General features: G+C 38.1%; 18 protein-coding genes and 4 tRNA genes. 12 read left to right on the top strand and 10 right to left on the bottom strand.

Annotation, left to right across the window (positions count from 1 at the left end; translation table 11 throughout):
• The 7 genes from tuf to GAB14E_RS10270 form a co-directional block, all read right to left on the bottom strand.
• Positions 1-1,181, bottom strand: a 1,181-nt coding sequence (tuf, locus tag GAB14E_RS10240) for an elongation factor Tu (protein ID WP_033082627.1), incomplete at its 3' end; no start/stop codon positions are given.
• A gap of 83 nt (positions 1,182-1,264) precedes the next feature.
• Positions 1,265-1,340 (bottom strand) — tRNA-Thr (locus GAB14E_RS10245).
• Between the two features lie 16 nt (positions 1,341-1,356).
• A tRNA-Gly gene (locus GAB14E_RS10250) sits at positions 1,357-1,430 on the bottom strand.
• 73 nt (positions 1,431-1,503) lie between these two features.
• Positions 1,504-1,588: transfer RNA gene (locus tag GAB14E_RS10255), tRNA-Tyr, on the bottom strand.
• Between the two features lie 63 nt (positions 1,589-1,651).
• Positions 1,652-1,727, bottom strand: a tRNA-Thr gene (locus GAB14E_RS10260).
• Positions 1,728-2,065: 338 nt separating this feature from the next.
• Positions 2,066-2,749, bottom strand: a complete 684-nt coding sequence (locus tag GAB14E_RS10265) for a DUF2726 domain-containing protein (RefSeq protein WP_033082626.1) — start codon at positions 2,747-2,749, stop codon at positions 2,066-2,068.
• 450 nt (positions 2,750-3,199) lie between these two features.
• Positions 3,200-3,856, bottom strand: a complete 657-nt coding sequence (locus GAB14E_RS10270) for a dUTP diphosphatase (protein ID WP_052093722.1) — start codon at positions 3,854-3,856, stop codon at positions 3,200-3,202.
• Positions 3,857-4,037: 181 nt separating this feature from the next.
• Between GAB14E_RS10270 and GAB14E_RS10275 the strand changes: the two genes are divergently transcribed.
• Entirely contained in the window at positions 4,038-4,922 is an 885-nt protein-coding gene (locus GAB14E_RS10275) for a GGDEF domain-containing protein (protein ID WP_033082625.1), read from the top strand.
• A 52-nt stretch (positions 4,923-4,974) separates the two neighbouring features.
• On the opposite strand, the gene GAB14E_RS10280 is transcribed toward GAB14E_RS10275, so the two are convergent.
• Positions 4,975-6,027 (bottom strand): GlxA family transcriptional regulator, encoded by a 1,053-nt coding sequence (locus GAB14E_RS10280; protein WP_414734063.1) that lies wholly within the window; start codon positions 6,025-6,027, stop codon positions 4,975-4,977.
• Between the two features lie 119 nt (positions 6,028-6,146).
• Here GAB14E_RS10280 and GAB14E_RS10285 point away from each other — a divergent pair, with 119 nt between their 5' ends.
• The 4 genes from GAB14E_RS10285 (at position 6,147) to GAB14E_RS10300 (ending at position 14,707) form a co-directional block, all read left to right on the top strand.
• Positions 6,147-8,042 carry a beta-ketoacyl synthase gene (locus GAB14E_RS10285; RefSeq protein ID WP_033082623.1) on the top strand — a complete coding sequence of 632 codons (1,896 nt, stop codon included), beginning with the start codon at positions 6,147-6,149 and terminating at the stop codon, positions 8,040-8,042.
• A 131-nt stretch (positions 8,043-8,173) separates the two neighbouring features.
• Positions 8,174-9,028 carry a DMT family transporter gene (locus tag GAB14E_RS10290; protein ID WP_033082622.1) on the top strand — a complete coding sequence of 285 codons (855 nt, stop codon included), beginning with the start codon at positions 8,174-8,176 and terminating at the stop codon, positions 9,026-9,028.
• Positions 9,029-9,564: 536 nt separating this feature from the next.
• Entirely contained in the window at positions 9,565-12,558 is a 2,994-nt protein-coding gene (locus GAB14E_RS10295; RefSeq protein WP_081967819.1) for a TonB-dependent receptor, read from the top strand.
• A 199-nt stretch (positions 12,559-12,757) separates the two neighbouring features.
• Complete coding sequence (locus GAB14E_RS10300; protein WP_033082620.1) at positions 12,758-14,707, top strand: DNA topoisomerase III; 1,950 nt, start codon at positions 12,758-12,760, stop codon at positions 14,705-14,707.
• A gap of 29 nt (positions 14,708-14,736) precedes the next feature.
• Here GAB14E_RS10300 and GAB14E_RS10305 read toward each other — a convergent pair whose 3' ends face one another.
• Positions 14,737-15,168, bottom strand: coding sequence for an SRPBCC family protein (locus GAB14E_RS10305; protein WP_033082619.1), 432 nt, complete (start codon positions 15,166-15,168; stop codon positions 14,737-14,739).
• 237 nt (positions 15,169-15,405) lie between these two features.
• On the opposite strand from GAB14E_RS10305, the gene GAB14E_RS10310 reads away from it, so the two are divergent.
• From GAB14E_RS10310 to GAB14E_RS10335, 6 genes are all read left to right on the top strand, one after another.
• Entirely contained in the window at positions 15,406-15,891 is a 486-nt protein-coding gene (locus GAB14E_RS10310) for a potassium channel family protein (protein ID WP_033082618.1), read from the top strand.
• Positions 15,892-15,894: 3 nt separating this feature from the next.
• Positions 15,895-17,085, top strand: coding sequence for a sodium/glutamate symporter (gene gltS, locus GAB14E_RS10315; RefSeq protein ID WP_033082617.1), 1,191 nt, complete (start codon positions 15,895-15,897; stop codon positions 17,083-17,085).
• Positions 17,086-17,120: 35 nt separating this feature from the next.
• A complete protein-coding gene (locus GAB14E_RS10320; RefSeq protein WP_033082616.1) occupies positions 17,121-17,483 on the top strand; it encodes a hypothetical protein in 363 nt (120 codons plus the stop codon).
• Between the two features lie 3 nt (positions 17,484-17,486).
• A complete protein-coding gene (locus GAB14E_RS10325) occupies positions 17,487-18,041 on the top strand; it encodes a hypothetical protein (protein ID WP_156115738.1) in 555 nt (184 codons plus the stop codon).
• 141 nt (positions 18,042-18,182) lie between these two features.
• Positions 18,183-19,040 (top strand): PA4780 family RIO1-like protein kinase, encoded by an 858-nt coding sequence (locus GAB14E_RS10330; protein WP_033082614.1) that lies wholly within the window; start codon positions 18,183-18,185, stop codon positions 19,038-19,040.
• A 281-nt stretch (positions 19,041-19,321) separates the two neighbouring features.
• The gene (locus GAB14E_RS10335) at positions 19,322-20,086 is read left to right on the top strand and encodes a substrate-binding periplasmic protein (RefSeq protein ID WP_033082613.1); all 765 of its coding nucleotides are present in this window, start codon (positions 19,322-19,324) and stop codon (positions 20,084-20,086) included.
• A gap of 124 nt (positions 20,087-20,210) precedes the next feature.
• On the opposite strand, the gene GAB14E_RS10340 is transcribed toward GAB14E_RS10335, so the two are convergent.
• Positions 20,211-22,286: a S9 family peptidase gene (locus GAB14E_RS10340; protein ID WP_033082612.1), complete on the bottom strand. Its 2,076-nt coding sequence runs from the start codon at positions 22,284-22,286 to the stop codon at positions 20,211-20,213.
• Positions 22,287-22,532: 246 nt separating this feature from the next.
• Between GAB14E_RS10340 and GAB14E_RS10345 the strand changes: the two genes are divergently transcribed.
• Positions 22,533-23,021, top strand: coding sequence for a MarR family winged helix-turn-helix transcriptional regulator (locus GAB14E_RS10345; RefSeq protein WP_033082611.1), 489 nt, complete (start codon positions 22,533-22,535; stop codon positions 23,019-23,021).
• Positions 23,022-23,107: the final 86 nt, after the last annotated feature.

Genomic DNA, 23,107 nt, shown 5'->3' with positions numbered 1-23,107 from the left:
TCCATAATCTTAGAAACAACACCAGCACCAACAGTACGACCACCTTCACGGATAGCGAAGCGTAAACCTTCGTCCATCGCTACTGGGTTGATTAGCTCAACAACAAACTTAAGGTTGTCGCCAGGCATTACCATTTCAACACCTTCAGGAAGCTCTACAGCACCTGTGATATCTGTTGTACGGAAGTAAAACTGTGGACGGTATCCTTTAAAGAATGGAGTATGACGACCACCTTCATCTTTAGAAAGTACGTATACTTCTGATTCGAATTTAGTGTGAGGTAAGATTGAACCAGGAGCACATAGTACTTGACCACGTTCAACATCTTCACGCTTAAGACCACGTAGAAGAACACCACAGTTCTCGCCAGCACGACCTTCGTCAAGAAGCTTACGGAACATTTCAACACCTGTACAAGTTGATTTTTGTGTATCACGGATACCAACAACTTCTACTTCTTCACCAACTTTGATGATACCACGTTCAACACGACCAGTTACAACAGTACCACGGCCTGAGATTGAAAATACATCTTCGATAGGCATGATGAATGCACCATCAATAGCACGCTCTGGCTCTGGGATGTAAGTATCTAAATGATCAGCAAGTTCAATAACTTTCGCTTCCCATTTTTCTTCACCGTTAAGTGCGCCTAAAGCTGAACCTTGGATAACTGGTAAGTCATCACCTGGGAAATCATATTCAGAAAGAAGTTCACGAACTTCCATTTCTACTAATTCTAATAACTCTTCGTCATCTACCATGTCACATTTGTTCATGAACACGATGATGTAAGGAACACCAACTTGACGAGAAAGTAAGATATGCTCACGTGTTTGTGGCATAGGACCATCTGTAGCAGCAACTACTAAGATAGCGCCATCCATTTGTGCAGCACCAGTGATCATGTTTTTGATGTAATCAGCATGGCCAGGACAATCTACGTGAGCGTAGTGACGTGATTCAGTATCGTACTCGATGTGAGAAGTATTGATTGTAATACCACGTTCACGTTCTTCAGGAGCGTTATCGATTTGTGCGAAATCTTTAACTTCACCACCGTGAACTTTAGTTAATACCGCAGAGATAGCGGCTGTTAATGTTGTTTTACCGTGATCAACGTGTCCGATTGTACCAACGTTAACGTGCGGTTTTAGACGTTCAAATTTTTCTTTAGCCATTGCGAAATACCTCTGGGTATAGTAATAATTTACTGTTTAAGTTTACATTTTTAATGTGAGATAGGGATAGGGTAATCTAGGAATGGTGCTGATAGGCAGATTCGAACTGCCGACCTCACCCTTACCAAGGGTGCGCTCTACCAACTGAGCCATATCAGCATACATGTACAAAGATTGGAGCGGGCGGCGAGAATCGAACTCGCAGCTTTAGCTTGGAAGGCTAAGGTATTACCACTATACGACGCCCGCTAACTCTATAAAACTATCTCTGTCTTTTAACCTATCCTCGTTTCGCAAAACGTCACAAGAATAAATTTAAATATGGTGGAGGGAGGTGGATTCGAACCACCGAAGGCTGAGCCGTCAGATTTACAGTCTGATCCCTTTGGCCACTCGGGAACCCCTCCACTTACAAGCCTATACCTTTAAAAAAAGGTACCTTATAAAAGCAATGCTTTAATAAGTATTAATGGTGCCGACTGCCGGAATCGAACTGGCGACCTACTGATTACAAGTCAGTTGCTCTACCAACTGAGCTAAGTCGGCACTACATTAAGTGGTGCGAATTCTAGTGTAATGTTTTGCACCTTGCAATAGCTAAATTGAAATATTTTGAACTTTTTTCGTGTTTATTGTTTGTTTGTTTATTTTTTCTTCAAGCAATGGTTACTTTAACCACTTGGTTAAATGTCGTAGCTGATTAAAGTAAAAATCCGAGCTTATATTCCACCGTTAAATAAGATTGGAATAGTAAGCTCGGTTTTTTTATTCTATCGTGCTAATTTTTTATTGAATTATTTGCCTACAAAATTCTGCTCTATGTTATTTACCTATATATAGTAGTGTTATTTTCTGCTGATGAAATCTACGCTAAGCTATATTACCTAATGTGATAAAGAAGAAGCTGGCATAGTTCCCAATTGCCCAGCCGATAGCTGTGACATTATTGGTGTTTGTTGTTCTACTTCTGCCCTAGCAGCTGCCGCAGTTAGTGCACCTACTGATTTATTTCTTGCTCTGACCATAGGTGCAGGGATGATACGACCTTTTATCTTCGGTTGTGGAGCAAAATTAGCAGCTGACTTACCTAGTAAGCGAGTATGTATACAAGACCTAATTTCTTCTAGGGTGTAATTGGCTTTTACTTTGATACGAAGGTGTGGAATTGAAGCAGCCTCAAGGCTACCGCTAACAAACCAATCTTTTTTAATTTTATAACCCCTACCCTGGGTATCGACTAAATCAATGGCGCCAAGTAACTTCATGCTGCTACGATCACAAATAACAAAATCTAAATATTTTGTTTCTGCACTTTTGGCCGCTGTTTGACCAGCACGACTTGAAACACCATTGCGAATAGTTACCACATCACTCAATCGCACGCGGTTTAATACTCTATATTTTGTCCCTAGTGCCTGCTCAACTAAGTTTTGAAAGTTTTTTTCTGCTGGAGTAAAAAGTGCTTCTTTACTATCAAAAGGAAAAGGGAAGCTATTATCATTTAAACGACTAGCTAACACGGCAACAATTACCACTAAGGTAATTAAGGCAAATAATATCAGTTCCATATACTTCTCCTATATGCCAATCACATTCGTTATTTAATCATCTTCAAATGGCCTAAATCTCCAATTTCTACGTCGCATTCAATCATAATAGCCAGCTATTACTCATCCCGCGCCTTGAACTTGAAAATTTATACTCATTGCTTTCTGTAAGCTAGAAGTTGTTTATCTAATGAATTTGATAGGTATGATTCAAATTCTTGACGCTTTGCCCTTTTCAGAGAATAAACGTACTACTTTCTTAGGATTAAGCAGAATGTGTGCCAGAGATCGATCTTTTATGAGAGAATTTTATTGAGAGGTAAGTTTACTACTGGGGCTATGACTTAACGTTCTTGTAACCGAAGTATGTTAATTGTAAAGATAGGTGCAGCGTCAAAACTCCGCACCTTACACTATACCTATATACGCTACTTTTATACTGTACCTATAATTAATAGGTAGAAGTGTAGTTTAAGCAGGGTACTTTTCTTCTAACGCTTTGTATAACTGCTGTTGAAAGTCTTCCGCGCCAGCATCTAAGCTACTAACAAGCTTTGCTAACACTTCATTATCTTCCTCACCGTGCCATTCTTTGATATAGCTGCCATCTTTATAGCCATGATCTTGGCGGAAAAAGTTTAAAGTATTCTTGCCAACATATTGACGGAATAGCTCATCTAAATCCATATTCATTAAAGACATGCAATCAGCTAACGCTTTTGCATCAAAAGCTTTATTTGTTACTGCGGCAGAAGCCAGGTTTTCAAGTGCTACTTTAAAATCACTCTCCGCTGTACCTTGATGCAACTCTTTGGCAAGGTCACCGGCAATTAATTTTGCACTATCGCCTGACATTAAACGCAAGCTTAAGCCAAAATGAAAAATATCTACCAGTTCTAGTTGTACTTGAGCGATATCAATTTCTTGATGCTTCCACCACTTCCAACCATGATGATCTAACATCTCCGCACATTCTACCCAAATAGCACGATACCATTCATAGCCATTTTCACGCCACGTATCACTAACACGACTGTTCATCGCATCTTGCATTACTAACATTTGGCTAATTTGCTTCTCTGATATAGATAGGGCTTTAGAAAGTGCCGTTGATAGTTGTTCGCTCATATTTTTCTCAATTAATAAATATTGGTGACTATTTTGCCGTAGCTAGCAGCTAGTGACAAGTTTTTGCTGTTTGTTTTGCTTGTAAGCTTTATTTATGGGTATATTAACAGGGTACAAGGAAGTTTTGTTCATTTGCCATATTCAATGATGAACGAAGTTAAAGCAGCAACAAGGTGGGTATATGGAGTATGTAGAATATTTAAAAAATAATAATGTATTACTTAGCTCCGTTATTAATTTAATTGATGATTTAATTTTTTATAAAGATAAAGACTTCAAATATCTTGGTTGTAACACTGCTTTTCTTAATTTTATCAATAAATCCCCTGAAGACATGCTTGGCAAAGATGACTTTGAAATATTCGACCATGACTTAGCAACTACTTTCAGGCATAACGATAAACTCATGTTAGCCAAAGGTCACGTCAGAACTAACGAGGAATGGGTCACTTACCCCGATGGCAGAAAAGTGTATCTATTAACTAAAAAAATTCCTTTTGAATATGACGGCTGTAATATTGGAATTCTTGGCATAAGCCGGGATATCACGTCTTTAGAAAAAGCAAATCAGCAATTAAAAGATCAGGCACTTCTTGATGAGCTTACCAGCATTAAAAATAGAAAGGCCTACAACCTCAAAATCAAAAGCTTACTGGCTGGTTTTGAACGTTACAATATCCCTTTTTCCATTATCAGCATAGACATTGACGATTTTAAAAATATAAATGATAACTATGGTCATGATGTCGGCGATAAAGTATTACAAAGATTTAGTGAGCTAATTGAAAAACATATTAGACAAACGGATCACCTATTTAGAATAGGTGGAGAAGAGTTTGTCATTTTATCTGAATCTAGGACACAAGCTGATGTAGTAATATTGGCTGAAAAACTCCGTGAAACCGTCGCCAAAATAACTTTATTGTCAGATATTAATATCACCATTAGTTTAGGTATCTGTGAAGTAATAAAAGGCGACGATGCCAATTCTATCGCTAAACGTGTTGATACCTTACTTTATCAAGCGAAGTCACATGGCAAGAATACTGTTACTTACCAAACTTAGCATAAAACCATATTACCCTTCAGAACTTTAAAGCAATAAAGTAGCAGCTTGCCTAGCTAAACAATTTCTTCCTTACCATGGCTCTATAGGCTTTTGGTGTTAGATTTAAATCTTGTTTGAACAAGCGAGTTAAATGGCCTTGGTCTTGATAACCGACCTGATCTGCTATTTCTTGAATGGTTAAATTACTTGATGCTAATAGTTCCTTCGCACTTTCAATGCGCAGCTGCTGCCAATATTGAGTTGCCCTAACCCCCGTTGCCGCTTTAAATCGACGAGTAAATGATCGTTGACTCATACCAAATTGCTCAACAATATCTGTTAACGTTAGCTCTGTATTTAAATGAGTACGTAACCAAAATTGAATCTCGGCAATCAACTCATCGGCATGTCTATCACCCGAGCCTTCCAAATACCGCTGCTCTTCATAGGGTTTACGTATTTCATGAGAAAAATTTCGTTCTACGTTCTGCGCCGCTGCTTTACCATAGTGTTGGGCAATAAGGTGAACAATAATATCAGCCAGAGCATTTAGGCTTGCCGCACAATAAATACGTTCAGATTGAGTGATGAAAAAATCAGGTTTTAAATCTACTTGTGGGTAATCACGTTTAAATTGCTCAACATAATGCCAATGAGTAGTGGCAGAGTGGTTATTTAATAAACCCGACTCAGCCAAAAAACATACACCGGTACCAACACCAATTAAGGTACTGCCTCGTTGCCAGCACAGTTTTAGCCATGCAACTAATTTGGGGTGCTTTTTAAGTACGGGTCGTGGGTTTCGCCATAAACTAGGCACAATAATAATATCAGGAGTCCCAGAATCAATTACTGATTTATTATCAAGGGTAATATCAGCAACCATAGTTATGCCTGCACGGGACTTTATACTAGTAGAAGATTCACTTAAAAACTGAGTATTTAGTTTTAATACCGATTTATCATAACGTCTAGCAAATGCTTCTCCTGCAAGTAACATTTCAACAGGTAAGGTAACGCCTGTAGCTAAAACATGTGGATAAATTAATAAATTAACAGTCAGATTTTTTGATTCTATTAACTTGTTTGGCATAAAGTCTTCTAATCCATATATTTTGGCCATTATTACACATTACAAGGCCATTTTGGCTTATTATTATTTTTAGGAGTCATTAGAATGGTCAGTATCTGATGCATTATTACAATTTTGCATTTATCCAAATTTATTAAATAGGCTATTACATGACACGTTTACCTTTAGTTATTGGCATGGGCGGTATCAATGCTGCAGGACGTACTTCATTTCATCAAGGCTTTCGCCGTATAGTAATCGATAAATTGAATGAACAAGCACGCCAAGAGACCTTTCTAGGTTTAGCGAGTTTAATGAAGCTAGTAACAAGTCAAGGCGACACCTTGGTTGATGCTGACGGTAATATTGTTGAATACGCTGAAATAGAAGCCAAATTCGGTAAACAAATTCTTACCGGCACTTTAATTCGTAAAATAGAAAAGAACCATTTTGATCCTGATGCTACCCATTGGCATCAAAAAATGAATATCAGCCCTACTGATAAATACATTACTTTTGAGTTACGTACTAAAGAATTACCTAAGCCCGTGCCAAGCGCATGGTTAGTGACTGATTTAGGTGAAGGCAGAGTATCTGTTAAAATTCCTGAACAACTGACGATTACACATGACACATACCGTGATAACCCCATTAAAGCCGCGGGACAGTTCCCTACAGGTTTCGAACCAGCCAAGCTTTATAATAGCCGTTATCAACCACGTGGATTACAAGCAACTATATTCGCAGCAACAGATGCAATTCGCTCTACAGGATTAGAATGGGATGCTATTTTAGATAAAATTAGTCCCGATGAAGTGGGTACTTATTCAGCGTCAATCGCAGGGCAAATGCAGGATGAAGGTTTTGGTGGTTTAATTAAAAGTCGCTTAACTGGCTCTCGTGTTAGCACTAAGCAATTAGCATTGGGCCTTAATACTATGTCTACCGATTTTATCAATGCTTATGTTACCGGTAATGTCGGTACTACCTTTACTAGCTCAGGCGCTTGCGCAACATTTCTTTATAACCTTCGTGCGGCAGTACATGATATGGCAGCCGGTCGTACCCGCGTAGCTGTAGTGGGTAGTAGTGAAGCTGCTATCACACCAGAAATGATCGAAGGCTTTGGTAATATGAGTGCATTAGCCAATGAAGAAGGCCTGAAAAGACTTGATGGCACTGACAGTGCTGATCATCGTAGAACTAGCCGCCCCTTTGGTAAAAACTGTGGTTTTACTATGGGTGAAGGCGCGCAGTTCATCGTCTTGATGGATGATGCTTTAGCGTTAGAAATGGGCGCGAAGGTACTTGCCTCTGTTGCCGATGTATTTATCAATGCTGATGGTTATAAGAAATCCATTACAGCACCCGGCCCTGGTAATTATATCACTATGGCCAAATCTGTTGCTTTGGCAGAAAAGATCCTTGGTAAAGAAGCACTACAACAACGTAGCTTCATTTTGGCACATGGCTCAAGCACTCCACAAAACCGTGTTACCGAATCTTTGATTTATCATAAAGTCGCTGAATGTTTTAATATTAAAAATTGGCCGGTGTCTGCACCTAAAGCGTATGTTGGTCATACATTAGGCGCTGCTAGTGGTGATCAAATGGCAGTGGCCTTAGGAATATTTAGCGATAACATTATGCCAGGAATTACTACCATAGATGAAGTTGCTGAGGATGTTCATAACGAACACCTGAATATTGCCACTGAGCATTGGCATTGTCCTGATATGGACATCGCCTTTATCAATTCCAAAGGTTTTGGTGGTAATAACGCTACCGCCACACTGTTCTCTCCTAAGGTCAGCTTGACCATGATGGAAAAACGCTATGGAGTTGAAGCTATGCAAGCTTACCAACAAAAGCTAACTAGCGTCGAAAAAGCCCAGCAGGTTTATCGTGATAACGCGAATAAAGGGCAATTCGATTTGATTTATAAGTTTGGTGAAGGCCTGATCAATGAAGCTGAAATTGAGCTCACTACCAACAGTTTAACATTCGCAGAATTCAAGAATAGTATTACGCTACCAAGTAAAAATCCTTTTGATGATATGGTTTAATAACTGTTTGTTTAACTTTAACTATTAATGTGTTGGCTTGCTATTTAGGTAAGCTTTCACTTTATCTATTGATCAATTTTATACTGAGTCACTCAGCCCTCTCCATCATACTTATGCAGATAAAGTAAATTATGACTCGGCTAAGAATAATCCTTATCACGTTATTATCACTACTAGCTTTTGCCGCTAATTCTCTGATAACTCGCTTTGCTCTAGAAGAGACGGCTATTGATGAAGCAAGTTTCATTATGCTTAGAGTTATTTCTGGCGCATTATTTTTGTGGTTATACTTCCTCTTCAAAAAGAAAAAAAAGCCACATAAAGCTGGAACATGGTTAGCGGCATTTGCGCTATTTGTTTATGCTGTTAGCTTTACCTATGGTTACGGACTAATTGCTGCTGGCACAGGTGCTTTATTACTGTTCGGCTCAGTACAAATCACCATGACAATTGTTGGCTATCATGAAGGGGAGCGGCTTAATATAAGACAATCAGTTGGTTTCGCCTTAGCGCTTATTGGCTTAGTCATTTTAATGTTACCGGGTATAAGTGCGCCTTCATTGATAGGCGCAATGTTGATGTGTATTTCAGGTGTTGCTTGGGGTATATATACATTGCAAGGTCGAGGTTCAACTCATCCTGGAGCCACGACTACGGGCAACTTTATTAAAGCAACCCCCATGGCGATACTCCTATGGATAATTGTGATTTTTTCAACAACCAATATTATTAACCTCGACAGTATGGGTATTATCTATGCACTACTCTCAGGCATTGTCACCTCTGGCATAGGTTATATTATTTGGTATAGTGTGTTACCTGAACTCAAAGCCACCCAAGCTGCTATCATCCAATTAAGTGTGCCAATACTGGTTACTTTAGCCGGTACGATTTTGCTTAATGAGCCTATTACTTTACGTGTGGTACTCGCATCCTCTGTTATTTTGTTTGGCACCCTTTTAGTATTAACTTTCAAACATAAGTAGCAAAGTTCAATAATAGTAAAAACATTTGCTATTCATTATTAAGTAAATTATTACCAAAGTGAGCAATAAAATACACTTGCTATTTCGTATTAACACGTCAAAACTGCAACATCCCATTAACATAAAATATACATTTACCATTTAAATTCCGCATTAAATTCCGTACAAATCAAACATTACTGCATTATATTCTAAATAATTCTAAGCTAAGAGCATTTTATTCTTACAGTACGTTTTACAGCATACCATTCATTTCCCGCTAGGCCACAGCAGCCGATTTAGCTGCATTTTTGTTAATACAAAGTAATTTTATCACATCAGCTTTATCCTATTTATAATACTATTGGTGTAAATAAATGTAGATAATATACAATATAACGTATATAAGTGTAATTGTACTTATGTGTTGTTATTTAAAAAAAACACCTGCTACTGACGAGTAAAAGTACAAGAGGAGTTCGTCAGGTTAAGGAACAAAACAAAAGGATTAATTATAAAAATAAAACAATAAAATGACATTACACAGGTATAACAAAATGATTAAATCAAGCTTAAAGGCACGTAGAACACTCGCTGCAATTGCTGTGGGTACAGCATTAATGCTATCTGCTCCTAGCGCAATGGCTATTGATACAGGTACGGTTAAAGGCCATATCATCAGTAACGAAGGCGCTGTGCTAAACAATGCTACTATCACCTTAAAACATAAAACTAAGGGTTTAGTATTTACTGTTCAAACCAATGACAAAGGTAATTACTCTCTGCGTAATGTACCCGTTGGTGAATATAAGATTACTATCAGTAAAGATGGTTATAACGCTGCTGAAGAATCAAATGTCAACTTAAGAATCGGCCAACCAGTCATTCTTGATAGCCAATTATTATCAGATTCAGCAAGTTCAGAAGAAATTGAACGCATCGCAATTACTGGTAGCAGTATTCGTCGTGTAGATTTAGCCTCTTCAACCGCTGGTGTTACTTTCAATCAAGAAGAACTTGATAGAATGCCGGTAGATAATGGCTTTGAAAACATTGCAATGCTAGCGCCTGGTACTGCAGCTGCTGGTGGTGACACCTTTAAAGGCGCTTCAAGTTTTGGTGGTTCATCTTCAGCTGAAAATGCTTATTACTTAAACGGCCTTAATATCACCAATATTAAAACTGGTTTAGGTGCGTTATCTCTTCCATGGGAAGCTATTTCACAAACACAAGTTAAAACTGGTGGTGTAAGTCCTGAATTTGGTGGTGCCTTAGGTGGTATCGTTAATGCCGTGTCAAAATCAGGTGATAATGACTTTAAATTTGGTGGTCAAGTTCGTATTGATCCATCATCAATGCGCTCAACACAAGATGATGTACTTCTTGCCAATGGTAACGTTTCTAGTGATGGTGCTAACGCACAAAATAGCTACCAATTTACCGAAGCAAGACTTTGGGTCAGTGGTGCAATCATAGAAGACTCACTATTCTTCTATGGTCTATATGAACCACGTAAAGAAGATGAGCAGTATTCAACACAAACCGTTACTACAAATCGTGTTAGAGAATCAGACCGTTGGTTTGCTAAAGCAGATTGGTTTGTAAATGAAAATCATTCTTTTGGTTTTATGGCGATGAACAACAAACGCACATGGACCAAGAAAAACTACGCATATGACTCAAATGCAAATACCGTTGGCGAAAAACTTGGTGTAGATTCTCCAGGTGAAGATGGCGGTCAATTGTACAGTGTAAACTACAATGGTTATTTAACCGATAATTTCAGCGTAAATGCGGTAATTGGTCGTGTTGTTGAAGAAGTAAGTACTATTCCTGGGTCATCAGATCCAAGTGTTTGGGATGCTACCGATGGTTGGGTTAAATTAAGTAGTGATACTGACAGTACTTTGAAAAGTGAAGAATATACGCGTGATCAAGCCCGTGTCGATTTCAGCTTAGATCTTGAAGAGCATGCTATTAGTTTTGGTGTGGATTATACTAATGTTGCAGTTGATTATTTAGAGTTCCCTAACGGTGAGGGTGACGCTGCTGCTTGGTGGACTGTATATACTGCAGGCGATGGCAGTATTTCAGGTGCTCCAGCAGGTGATACTTACATTGAAAAACGTGTTCGTAATCGCTTTACTGATTCTGATGTAAGCTCATTAGCTTTTTACATCAATGATTCTTGGCAAGCAACTGACAACCTAGTATTAAATATGGGTGTACGTTATACCCAATCTAAAAATACTATGAACAGTGGTGAAGCTTACGTTGATTTTGATAATCAAATTGCGCCACGCTTACAGGCAATATATGACTTATCAGGTGACGGTAGTTCAAAAGTATATGCCACTTATGGCCGTTTCTATCAGCCAGTTTCTGCAAATATGAACATCACTCAAGGTAGCTCAGCAACTGATGTCCGTGATTACTATCACACAGATCAACTAGACAGTAGTGGTTACCCATTATTACTTGCTGATGGTTCACCGAGTCATGGTGCAGCATATCGTGATACTGATATTCGTCAAGACAGTACTAATTTAGCAGCTGGCGGTATTGCTTCTACTACATTAAAACCTATGTACTCTGATGAAATTACTATCGGTTACCAAAAAGAAGTATTTGAGACTATGACTTTTGGTACACGTGTTATTTGGCGTGAGCTAGGTCGCGGTGTTGAAGATAGTGATATCACTTCGCCACTTAATAAAAAGTTAGCAGAACTTGATTTTGCTGATGTTGGTGGTGTTTGGTTCTTACATAACCCAGGTGAAAGCTTAACCATTGAGCAAGACTTTGATGGTAATGCTGATAATGGCGTTGAAGCAGTAACGTTATCAGCAGCAGAAATGATGTTACCTAAAATGGAACGTTATTATGGCGCATGGGAATTCACTCTTGATGGTTCAATTACTGATAGCTTGCGTATTAACTCTTCATATACTTACTCTAAAAACTGGGGTAATACTGAAGGTCTAGTTAAAACAGATAACAACCAAGCAGATCCAGGTTGGACTACTTCATACGATTATGGTGATGTGATGGATCATGGTTATGGATTATTACCAAATGATCATACTCATGTATTTAAAATAAATGGTAGCTACGACATTACCGAAAACTTTATCTTTGGTTTTGTTTCAAGCATTAGCTCTGGTCGTCCTCAAAGTTACCTTGGTCGTCATCCATTAAATGTTGATAGCTGTACTGAAGGTAATGTTTGGGATGCTTGTCAAGGTTATTACGGACATGAAAGTTTTTACGATGAAAATGAACAACCAGCTAAACGTGGTTCAAAAGGTAACCTAGACTGGACTAGTAATATCGATTTATCATTAACTTATATTACCGAAGTATTAGATGGTGATTTATCATTTAAAGCGACGGTTTACAATGTACTTGATAGCGATTCAACTACAAACATCAATGAAACAAGAACCGCACTAGATGGTGATGGTAACTTAGTTAAAAATGCTGATTATGGTAGTATTACAGACCGTCAAACAGAACGTTATGTATCATTTGTTGCTCGTTACGAGTTTTAATAACCAACGTTTAACAATGTTATTTAGCTTTTGCTAATAATAAAGGCCGCTCTTTTGAGCGGTTTTTTTATAACTAAAATTTACTAACTATATGACTCACTAAAATTGATTAAAAACTGAAACATTAATGCTGTACATAAAACCAGTAAACAAATTATACTTAAGTCATTGTTGTTAACTACTAACACTTGGATCTGGCTTGAAACTCTACATTGCCGAAAAACCTAGTTTAGGACGCGCCATTGCCGCAGCCTTACCTAAACCGCAAAAAAATCATAGAACTCATATCGAGCTCGCCAATGGCGATGTGGTCAGTTGGTGTATCGGCCATATTTTAGCGCAGGCAGACCCTGAAGATTATGACGCGACATTAAAAAAATGGCGCATGGAAAACTTACCGATAGTGCCTGAGCAATGGCAGTTGAAACCTATTAGTCGTACTCGCGCGCAGCTTACTGTTTTACGTAAGCTGGTAAAACAAGCCTCTGAGATTATTCATGCTGGCGATCCTGACCGAGAAGGACAATTACTGGTTGATGAAGTCATTGATTACTTTAAATTATCTAAAACTAAAAAATCGAATGTTAAACGGCTACTGATCAGCGATTTAAATTTACCCGCCGTTAAGCGTGCACTTAACGCACTAAAACCTAATAGTGATTTTATGCCACTGTCTATTTCTGCCTTAGCTCGCTCTCGTGCTGATTGGCTTTATGGCATTAACCTCACCCGTGCTTATACCTTGCAAGGACAAAAAACTGGCTATAACTCGGTTTTATCGGTTGGTCGGGTACAAACGCCTTTATTAGGTTTAGTGGTTAGGCGTGAGCAGGAAATTGCTGCCTTTATCAGTAAACCATTTTACCAAGTACAAGCCCATATCGCGCTTAATTCAAATGAAGCAGTAGTTTTTACTTCAAAATGGCAGCCAAGTGATACTTGTCGACCTTATTGTGATGAAGAAGGTCGAGTATTGGTAAAAGGCTTAGCTGAAAATGTTGTTAAACGCATTGATAACCAAGCTGCGACTGTCAGTGATCTTGAGAGTAATGAAAAACAACAAGCTGCGCCCTTGCCTTTTAACTTATCACAATTACAAATCAGCGCTGCCAAACAATTTTCTATGAACGCTAAACTAGTACTTGATGTTTGCCAGGCCTTGTATGAAAAACATAAATTAATTACCTATCCGCGCTCTGATTGTCGTTATTTGCCTAAAGAGCAATTAAAACAGGCAAGAGGCATTGTTAATACGCTGGCACAATCATCTTTACCTTGTAGCAAACCCGCACAGGAGGCCAATACTTCGTTAGTGAGTACAGCATGGAATGATAAAAAAATAACCGCACATCATGCCATTATTCCCACCGAGAAATCACCTGAAAATATTAGCTTGAATACCTTTGAAAAGAATATCTATTTACTGATCGTTCGTCAGTATTTAGTACAGTTTTACCCTGCTTACATTTATCAGCAAACTAAAGTCACCTTGCTAATAGCAGGTGGATACTTTGTCAGCCAAGCAAAAATAGAAAAACAACAAGGCTGGAAAGTACTATTCCCCAAAGGTAAAAAATCGCAACAGGCAGAAAAGTTAAAAGAAGGACATGAGCCAGAACAAACACTACCGCCTTTAGCGAAAGGTCAGCTGTTACATTGCCAACATGGTGAGTTAATTGAGAAACATACTTCACCGCCACAATCTTTTACCGATGCAACGTTACTAGCTGCCATGACAGGCATAGCTCGTTATGTCAGTGATGCGGCCATTAAAAAAGTACTTAAAGACACTGATGGCTTAGGAACAGATGCAACACGCGCTGGCATTATTGATTTACTCTTTAAACGTGATTTTTTACAGCGTCAAGGCAAAGCAATAACCGCAACAGATGTTGGTGTTGCATTAATTAATGCCTTGCCTGAAATGGCGACTCTGCCAGATATGACAGCACAGTGGGAAGCAACCCTCACCGCAATCAGTGAAAAAAATGCTAGTTACTTAAGCTTTATGCAACCTTTAACTGAGACTGTTACAAATATGGTTTATGGCGCCAGCCAACAATCTTTTTCTGGTTTACCTAAAGTTGCCTTCAAACCTAAACGTGGTAAAAGAAAATTTCAAAAGAAACCAATAAAAAAGGCAAGCTAGCACAGTGCTACTTGCCTTTATAGAATTAATCAGCCATCAAAAGCTAAGCTACCTTTTAATGCGCCAAGTAATGCAAGATAAATAGGATCACAAAACTCAGTCACCGCACTTTCATTAACAGAAGTAAAACTTGAACTCCACTCCACTAGAGTACCGGCGCAGCATTCGGATAATTTCACCACACCGAGGTAATTAGTTACCGCCGATTTGGCAATTGGGCCGGGGCCATCATCAATAGAATAAGAGAAAGTAAAATTACCGCCGTCCACTGATACTAAGGTTTCATGAATGGCATCATTAAGCAGTCTTTTAGCGCCAATTTCAGTGCCACTGGCTGGACCTACTTTAACTAAAGAAGTAATGACTCCATCTGCCCAAGACATATCATGAAAATTTGCTATTTTTTGCCAAACTGTTTCAATTTCGGCGTTAATTTCTATCTTTTGGTAACACTTGCCCATGGGTGATCCCGTAAAAATTCTGAAAATCAGTAAATTTAAGTTTATGCCATCACAGTCATATTTCCATAAAATTGCTGAGCTAAATATTCTGGATAATATGTCGTTGTAATCTAACTACTGTCTATCCTTTGATGAATAACAAACGAGTTAAATAAGTAGCAAACTTATAGCACTTCTCTATCACCTCAGATTGTAATATCATCAAAAATATTATTAGAAAATAGCCAAGAGAAAAAAATGATTATTTTGCAAAACGCCATGGAAAAAAGTAACTTATTTAAAGTTGATGAATTCGGCGTGAAAAACTATAACTACGGAGCATTAGGACTGTTATCGGTTGTATTGTTCGCCGTTATTAATATGAGTTTAGGTTATGTTACTTTTGTCGCAGAAACCAGTGTAGTTGGCTCCCCTGTTAAAAATTATGCTGATGCTTTTTGGCTAATGTTAATGTCTTCAACCACCATAGGTTTTGGTGATGTTTATCCAATTACTTTAGTTGGACGCATTACAGTATTTATTATGTTTCTTTTAGGTGTTGGCATATTAGGTGGTGTAGGCGCGGTCTTTGCCAATAAAATATTTGGTTTTGCTGATACCAATATAAAAAACCGAGAGTTAAGAAAACAGAACGAAGAAATTTTGCAACAAAATGAAAAGATTTATCAGAAACTATCCGTATTAGAAGACAAGTTAGAAGCGTTTAATAAAGAGGCAAAGTAACGCATGGAGTTTGATGCAAGACAAACCTTAATTCTAGCCGTATTAGTGCTATTTTTAGGACGTTTATTAAATAAAAAAATCAACTTCTTACAAAAGTATAATATTCCAGAACCAGTCACTGGTGGTATTATTGCCTCTATTTTTTTTAGCGCTATTTATTTTATTTTTGACCAAAGTATCGACTTTTCTTTAAAACAACGAGATATATTGTTGGTTGTTTTTTTCACTTGTATTGGTTTATCTGCCAAATTCTCTACTTTATTACAAGGTGGCAGAGCATTGGTTACCCTACTAATCCTCGCTGTCTGTTATTTATTTCTACAAAACATTACCGGTGTAGCCGTTACTTTGGTAACCAATTTATCTCCCCCTGTTGGCGTATTAGGCAGTTCAGTAGCACTTAGTGGTGGTCACGGTACCGCTATTGCTTGGGCGCCAACTTTTGTTAGTGATTTTAATATTGAAAATGCCATGGAAATTGGTATTGCCTGTGCCACTTTTGGTTTGGTCCTAGGCGGCCTTTGTGGCGGACCAATAGCCAGCTATTTAATCAAGCGCCATAATCTTAGCTCAAACAGCCAAGAGCAGCTTTCAGTTGGTGTTGATGATGAACAAGAGAAGATAACAGTTCAAAGTGTCTATAGCGTCTTATTAGTTTTATGTATTGCTGTTGGCATTGGCTTACATTTACATCAATTGATAGACAGTTTTGGCATAAAACTGCCTATTTTTGTGCCATGTCTCTTTGGCGGTATTATCCTCACCAACATCATACCTGCGATTTGGCAGAAGTTACCTTGGCCATCCGGCACACCTACGCTGGCATTAATTTCTGATTTTTGTTTGGGCTTATTTTTGGCCATGTCGTTAATGAGCTTGCAACTATGGACACTCATTGACCTAGCCTTACCAATACTGTTATTACTTGCTGCACAAGTTATTATGGTTTTAATATTTACTATTTTTGTAGTATTTAGGGCACTTGGTAAAAACTACGATGCAGCAATTATGGCTTCGGGTTATGCCGGATTAGCCCTTGGCGCTACACCTACCGCTATTGCTAATATGACCGCAGTCACTAAAAAGTATGGCGCTTCACCACAGGCATTTATTGTGGTGCCGCTTATAGGTGCCTTCTTTATTGATATTTCCAATGCCTTTATTATCCAACTTTTTCTTGGCTGGTTAAGTTAACTAAGCACGTTACTAGATTATGAGTTACCACTATTATGAAAAGAATTAATCAATCGTTAGTCGCTATAATATTACTATGCTTACTTTCAGGATGTGTTAATTACAGCCGTGATTCAGGGGTCGAAAACCTTTGGCGGCAGCCACAATCATTTACCAATGGCACAACCACGAACCAACAAGTATTAACGGCCTTAGGGCCACCATCACAAGTCTTGGCCATTGGAAAACAAACCTTATATTACTATTTGAAAGAACAAGTGACACGAGAAGGTTTGATCTTGCTTATTTATAACGACACCACTGAAATTTCAATTTTTGATCGCGCTATGTTTATCTTTGATGAACAAGGTATTTTAATTGATTTTTCCTACAGTAAATTGGCTGATAACACTGAGTAAAAAATGCTAAAGCAACTAAACCTATTGAGCTTGTTGAGTTTGCTTTGCCTGTTGATGCTTACTTCATGTTCTATGGTAAAGCGTCAATATGGCCATGTTGGAACTGTAAAACCCTTCTCGCCAAAAGATTATCATCAAGTATTAACTACAATGGGTGCGCCCGATTCAATTGCCGTACTCAATGATGCCTTTATATTTGCTTATCACAGCGTCACCATTGATGAACCTCAACTGGGTTTAGCTATTCCCTCTTTTGATTTTTTTAAATTCACTTTAGGCTCGGCAACTGCTATCCATAACTATCACTTTTATGCTTTTTCTTTACAAGGTAAGACGATAAATTTGCAACAAAACTACTGGCAAAATGCCCTAGGTGATAGTTCAACTATTGGTTTGATTTTTGTGGTAGAAGAAACCGTTGATTTAACAAGTTTTGAAACACCACGCGCTGCTAATCTTTGGGGAGAACGTTTACTTTTTGATATCGATCTTATAGAGTTTTCTTTTCAAGATATTATTTTAGCAAGGCGCTTAGATTTAATTGGCCAGGATTATTAGTAAAAAACAATGCCTTAAATATTTTTAAAATGGAATCGATAGCAAGCTAAAAGTAAACCTACACACTAACCTGTTACCACCCGCAAAGTATCAACTCATCTTTTACTATCTTCCTTACCGCATCTGAGGTATAACAGCGCAATGAAAATACCAAAGCGACTATTGCCTCTCGTTGAAGAAGGCTTAATTGATGAAGTGCTCAACCAATTAATGAGCGGAAAAGAAGCCACAGTGTACAGAGTACGTTGTGGCGATGAAATTCGTTGTGCGAAAGTATATAAAGAAGCCACGAAACGTAGTTTTAAAAAAGCATCACAGTATACAGAAGGCAGAAAAGGCCGAAGTAGTCGACGTGCTAGAGCGATGGAAAAAGGCTCTAAGTACGGTAAGAGTCAACAAGAAGAAGCTTGGCAAAATGCCGAAGTTGATGCTTTATACACTCTTGCCGAGCACAATGTCCGCGTACCACAACCCTACGGTTGTTTTGATGGTGTGCTGCTCATGGAACTTATCACCGATGAAGAAGGTGATGTTGCGCCGCGCCTTAACGATGTTGTTATGCCTGCCGAGCAAGCCATTGAAGATCATGCCTTAATGATGATTTATATTATGCGTATGTTATGTGCTGGTATAGTTCACGGTGATTTATCTGAATTTAATGTCTTAGTTGATGCCTACGGCCCAGTTGTTATTGACTTGCCACAAGCGGTAGATGCCTCAGCGAATAACAATGCCAAAGCAATGTTACTGCGAGATGTTAACAATATCACTAGCTATTACGCCCAATTCGCACCAAATTTAGCCTTAACAAAATTTGGTGAAGAAATGTGGGCACTCTATGAAGCAGGTGAGTTAACCGATACTAGCAAGTTAACAGGACAATTTGCCGAGGATACCCAAAGCGCCGATGTTGAAACTGTATTAGCAGAGATTCAAGCTGCCTTTGAACAAGAGCAAGACCGACTTGCCTACCTTAAAGAAGCTGCAGAGCAAGACTAAGCTAACTAATCATTGTGATAGCTTTACTTTTAGGCTGTCACTTTCTCTTAGCTCTATTGTTTCGCTACCGTATACCAATTTACAACTGGATCTTTAAGCTCATCATAGCCTGTTATGAAAAAGAGTGTCGTGAATACAATACCTGTCTTTTGCCAAAGATAATTCCTAATTTCCTACTGTAGCAAGTACATTAAAATCATGTAAACAGCAGTGCCGTAATGAAATACGCTACACTGATAAAATAGCTATCTCTTATTTTTTCATTTACCCGTTAAGTTAATATGAATTACTTTTTATACAGTTTTTTAATTACTCTTTTATTTAACTCTGCTTTTGCCACAACACAGAAGTTAAATGTCGCAGTGTTTCTTGAGCCGCCTTATGTTGATTTGGTAGCAAACAAATTAGTGGGTGAAAACATTGACATTATTAACCTACTTTCTAGCGCCATTAACCTAAAACCTGTTTTTATCCAATGTCCTCCCGTACGTTGTTTAACTATGGTTAGACAAGGACAGGCGGATATGATCTTAGGCTTAAGTAAATCATCAGCAAGAGAAAAATATTTTATCTTTCTTCAACCCCCTTATTTACTTCAACATCAGCCATTGCGTTTTTTTACGCTGAAAGAAAAAAACTTATCAATAAATAGCTTTAGTGATCTTAGGCCTTTACTGGTGGGTACATTACGAGGCGCGATGTATTTTCCTTTATTTGATAAAAGCCAGACAATCAGAAAAGTGGAACTCACCTCAAGGAAACAAATGGTTAAAATGTTGCTAAAAGGCCGCATAGACACTTTCTTAGAGAGAGAAGAAACAGTATTACCCTTGTTATCGGCTGAGTACCAAAATAAATTTTCCATGGCTGATTATCAATATAACAAACCCATAAACAGCTATATTGCTATTTCCAGACAGTCACAAATTAAACGTTTCGCGGGTGAGTTGTCTCAAGTTTTAGCAACAGCGATAACTGACGGTAGTATTGAAAAAATCAGGATGGAAAATCACGCTAAATATCTTAAAAAATCTACAGTTAAATAAACCTTCATCATTATTTTTTATTCAAACCCACAGCAGAATTTTATCAATAAAAGGTAAAACAGTTATCAAAAAAAGGCAGATTAACCTAGGTTAATCTGCCTTTTTTGCCATGAGCATTATGCTATTATTTCTTAGTATATTTTTCTAACCATTTGAATACTTCATCATACCAAACCACTAAATTATCAGGTTTACGAATATGGTGATCTTCATCTGGAAACATCACTAAACGACTATCAATACCTTTACGCTGTAGTGTCGTAAAGGCACCTAAACTTTGCGCGTACGGTACGCGGTAATCTAATTCACCTTGAATCACTAACATAGGTGTTTGCCAGTTATTCACGTAAGCAGCAGGGTTAAACTTCGAATAATCAATACTTACCTTACCTTTAGCGTTGCCACTTTCTTTACCCCAAGAAGGGCCACCCATATCGTATTCTGGGAACCACAACTCTTCAGTTGATTGGTAAAAGCTTGGCATATCATATAGACCTGCGTGATTAATCAGACATTTAAAACCTGTTGGCCAGTTGCCCGCAATCCAGTTCATCATATAACCGCCGTACGATGCACCTAATGCACAAGCATTTTCTCTATCTAACCAAGGCTGATCTTTTACGATAAATTCTAAACCTTTTTGTAAATCTTCAAGTGGTTTTCCACCCCAATCACGACTGATTGAATGGGTAAATTCTTGTCCGTAACCGGTAGAGCCATGGAAGTCGACCATCACTACGCCATAACCCTGAGCTGCCCATAATTGTGCATTCCAGCGGTAATGAAACATATTACCAAAACTACCTTGTGGACCACCGTGCACTAAAAATGCGATAGGATATTGTTTGCCTTCCTGAAAGTTAGCCGGTTTTAACCAATAACCGTGTACAATCTCATCATTCCAACCTTTAAAGTTAAATTGTTTATAATCAGCAAACTTAACACCAGCTAATTTATCTTTATTAATAGCAGTTAATTGTTTTAACTGATCACCAAGATCATCAATAGTGAAGATGTCTTTTGGTGAATTCAGGGTGTGACGAGTAAAGTAAATTTTATTACCGTAACTGGTAATATCACCATTACTACCAACATTATAAATTTTGCGTACTTCATCAAACTCAGGAGTAATAGAGAAAATGCTCTTTTGACCAACATCCTGTGCAACAACATACAAAGACTTATTATCTGGAGAAAAAGCTAAGCTATTAATTGAGCGATCCCAAGTACTGGCGACAGCTCGGGTTTTTCCCGTTCTGTTATCACGTAACTGTAAAGTAAATTTATCTGCTTCATAACCTGGCGTTTTCATCGCTTTATACGCTAAAAAACGGCCATTTGAAGAATAAACGGGATTGGCATCCCAAGCTTTATTATTTTCAGTAATATTTTTTAAGTTAAAAGCTGTTTGCCCTGTAGAAATCGCAACCTCAAAAATATCAAAGTTAGTTGTCCAAGCATGATTTTTAGCTGCTGCTTTACTCGAAGAGTCTTTAGCTGAGAATGCTAACGAGGTGGCATTCGGGTGAATTGTTACTTGCCCCATACCAGCAAAGTCACTTTGCCAGTTTGGCATAATATCTTTTACGTTTTTAAGTTGTCCGTCTTTACTTAGATGACCAACAAATAAATGTTCTTTATAATCTGTTGCCCAAACATCCCAGTGGCGCACCATTAGTTGGTCATAAGCACGGATATTATATTTCTTTTCTTTGTCAGTTTTTTTAGCAGCAACAGTACAAGCTAAATCATCACAACCCGGTTTTACGGTAAACGACAAAGAAAATAATTGGCCATTTTTAGACAATTTGAAAGCATTAACGTCTACTGGAAAGTCAGATATTTGTTTAGCTTTATTTTCGTTTAAAGCCTTTTGCCAAATTTGGCTGCTACCAGTGCGTGCAGAGAGGAAATATACCGACTGACCATCGTCAGCCCAAACGACATTACTTTCACCTTTCTTATGATTGGTAAGTTGGCTGACTTTACCGGTTTTAAGGTCTTGTTGGTAAAGGTGATTATCACTAGCATTTTTTTTTAAGCCATAAATGATTGAATCTCCCTGTGGAGAGACATTCACATCATGTAATTGATTCAATTGGTTTAGCTTTTCTACGGTAAAATCCTGATTACCGCTTTGCGCATGCGCAGATAAAGTTGCCGCCAGCGATAAAGCGACAAGGGTAAATATTTTTTTCATTATCGTTCTCATTTAACGTGGGGTAATTAGCACAATAATGCCTGCCAACTACAATTTAATAACGCATCAAGAATAAAAGGTCTATACAAGCAAATCAACCTAAGCGTTGTAATTTTTATTGGGATTTAACAGATGGAAAATCACAATTAAAGCGATTAGTTAAAAAGGGCATTGACATTACGCAAAAAATTGCGCAAAGTATTGCATAAATATTTTCGTAAATAATTATAAGTTTTGGAGTGTTCTTTGTCAGTATTACGCAGCCCACAATTTGGCGCCATTTTGTTTCGTGCCAGTGAACTTATCAGCAGCCAAGGCAGCGAAGTTTTTCAACGTTTAGGTATTAGTTTACCTGCTAGTCGAATTTCGATTGTCCTAGCTATTCAGGCTAAAGGAGCTCTTTCGTCTACCGAGCTGTCTGAACATATAGGTCTTTCAAGGCAACTCATTGAAAGCCGCTTAAAGCCAAGTATCAAAGAGGGTTTCTTTATTTCCCTCATTGATAATAATGACTCTCGCCGTCGCATATACGATATTGCTGAATCAGCTAAAACCGAAGCAGACCGTATAGTCGCAATAATGATTGATTTTGAACAAGTTTATTCTAAATTGTGGCAAGAGGTAGGCATCGATCTAGAGGATGCTTTGAAATTAATGGAGGCTGCTCTAGGTATGCAATCACTTACTGAACGTCTATTTAAAGAATTTCCAAAGTATCACCAAGAAGTAAAATAAAAGATTGAAAAACAATCTTCTGCTCATTCCTAACCGATAAAACTTATCTTATTTATTAACCTAACTAACAACAAAAAAGACATTAT

Source organism: Colwellia psychrerythraea (assembly GCF_000764185.1).
In the GTDB taxonomy this organism is placed as follows: Bacteria; Pseudomonadota; Gammaproteobacteria; order Enterobacterales; family Alteromonadaceae; genus Colwellia; species Colwellia psychrerythraea_B.
Note: the sequence above shows the minus strand (reverse complement) of the source record. Positions and strands in the feature narration are given on the sequence as shown.

Excerpts from the sequence above, each read along its gene's own strand:
- GAB14E_RS10325 (WP_156115738.1), top strand. The coding sequence starts at position 17,487 with ATGCTAAAGCAACTAAACCTATTGAGCTTGTTGAGTTTGCTTTGCCTG.
- GAB14E_RS10335 (WP_033082613.1), top strand. The coding sequence starts at position 19,322 with ATGAATTACTTTTTATACAGTTTTTTAATTACTCTTTTATTTAACTCT.
- GAB14E_RS10320 (WP_033082616.1), top strand. The coding sequence starts at position 17,121 with ATGAAAAGAATTAATCAATCGTTAGTCGCTATAATATTACTATGCTTA.
- GAB14E_RS10305 (WP_033082619.1), bottom strand. The coding sequence starts at position 15,168 with ATGGGCAAGTGTTACCAAAAGATAGAAATTAACGCCGAAATTGAAACA.
- GAB14E_RS10290 (WP_033082622.1), top strand. The coding sequence starts at position 8,174 with ATGACTCGGCTAAGAATAATCCTTATCACGTTATTATCACTACTAGCT.
- GAB14E_RS10280 (WP_414734063.1), bottom strand. The coding sequence starts at position 6,027 with ATGGCCAAAATATATGGATTAGAAGACTTTATGCCAAACAAGTTAATA.
- GAB14E_RS10265 (WP_033082626.1), bottom strand. The coding sequence starts at position 2,749 with ATGGAACTGATATTATTTGCCTTAATTACCTTAGTGGTAATTGTTGCC.
- GAB14E_RS10270 (WP_052093722.1), bottom strand. The coding sequence starts at position 3,856 with ATGAGCGAACAACTATCAACGGCACTTTCTAAAGCCCTATCTATATCA.
- GAB14E_RS10285 (WP_033082623.1), top strand. The coding sequence starts at position 6,147 with ATGACACGTTTACCTTTAGTTATTGGCATGGGCGGTATCAATGCTGCA.
- GAB14E_RS10340 (WP_033082612.1), bottom strand. The coding sequence starts at position 22,286 with ATGAAAAAAATATTTACCCTTGTCGCTTTATCGCTGGCGGCAACTTTA.
- gltS (WP_033082617.1), top strand. The coding sequence starts at position 15,895 with ATGGAGTTTGATGCAAGACAAACCTTAATTCTAGCCGTATTAGTGCTA.
- GAB14E_RS10275 (WP_033082625.1), top strand. The coding sequence starts at position 4,038 with ATGGAGTATGTAGAATATTTAAAAAATAATAATGTATTACTTAGCTCC.
- GAB14E_RS10330 (WP_033082614.1), top strand. The coding sequence starts at position 18,183 with ATGAAAATACCAAAGCGACTATTGCCTCTCGTTGAAGAAGGCTTAATT.
- GAB14E_RS10310 (WP_033082618.1), top strand. The coding sequence starts at position 15,406 with ATGATTATTTTGCAAAACGCCATGGAAAAAAGTAACTTATTTAAAGTT.
- GAB14E_RS10295 (WP_081967819.1), top strand. The coding sequence starts at position 9,565 with ATGATTAAATCAAGCTTAAAGGCACGTAGAACACTCGCTGCAATTGCT.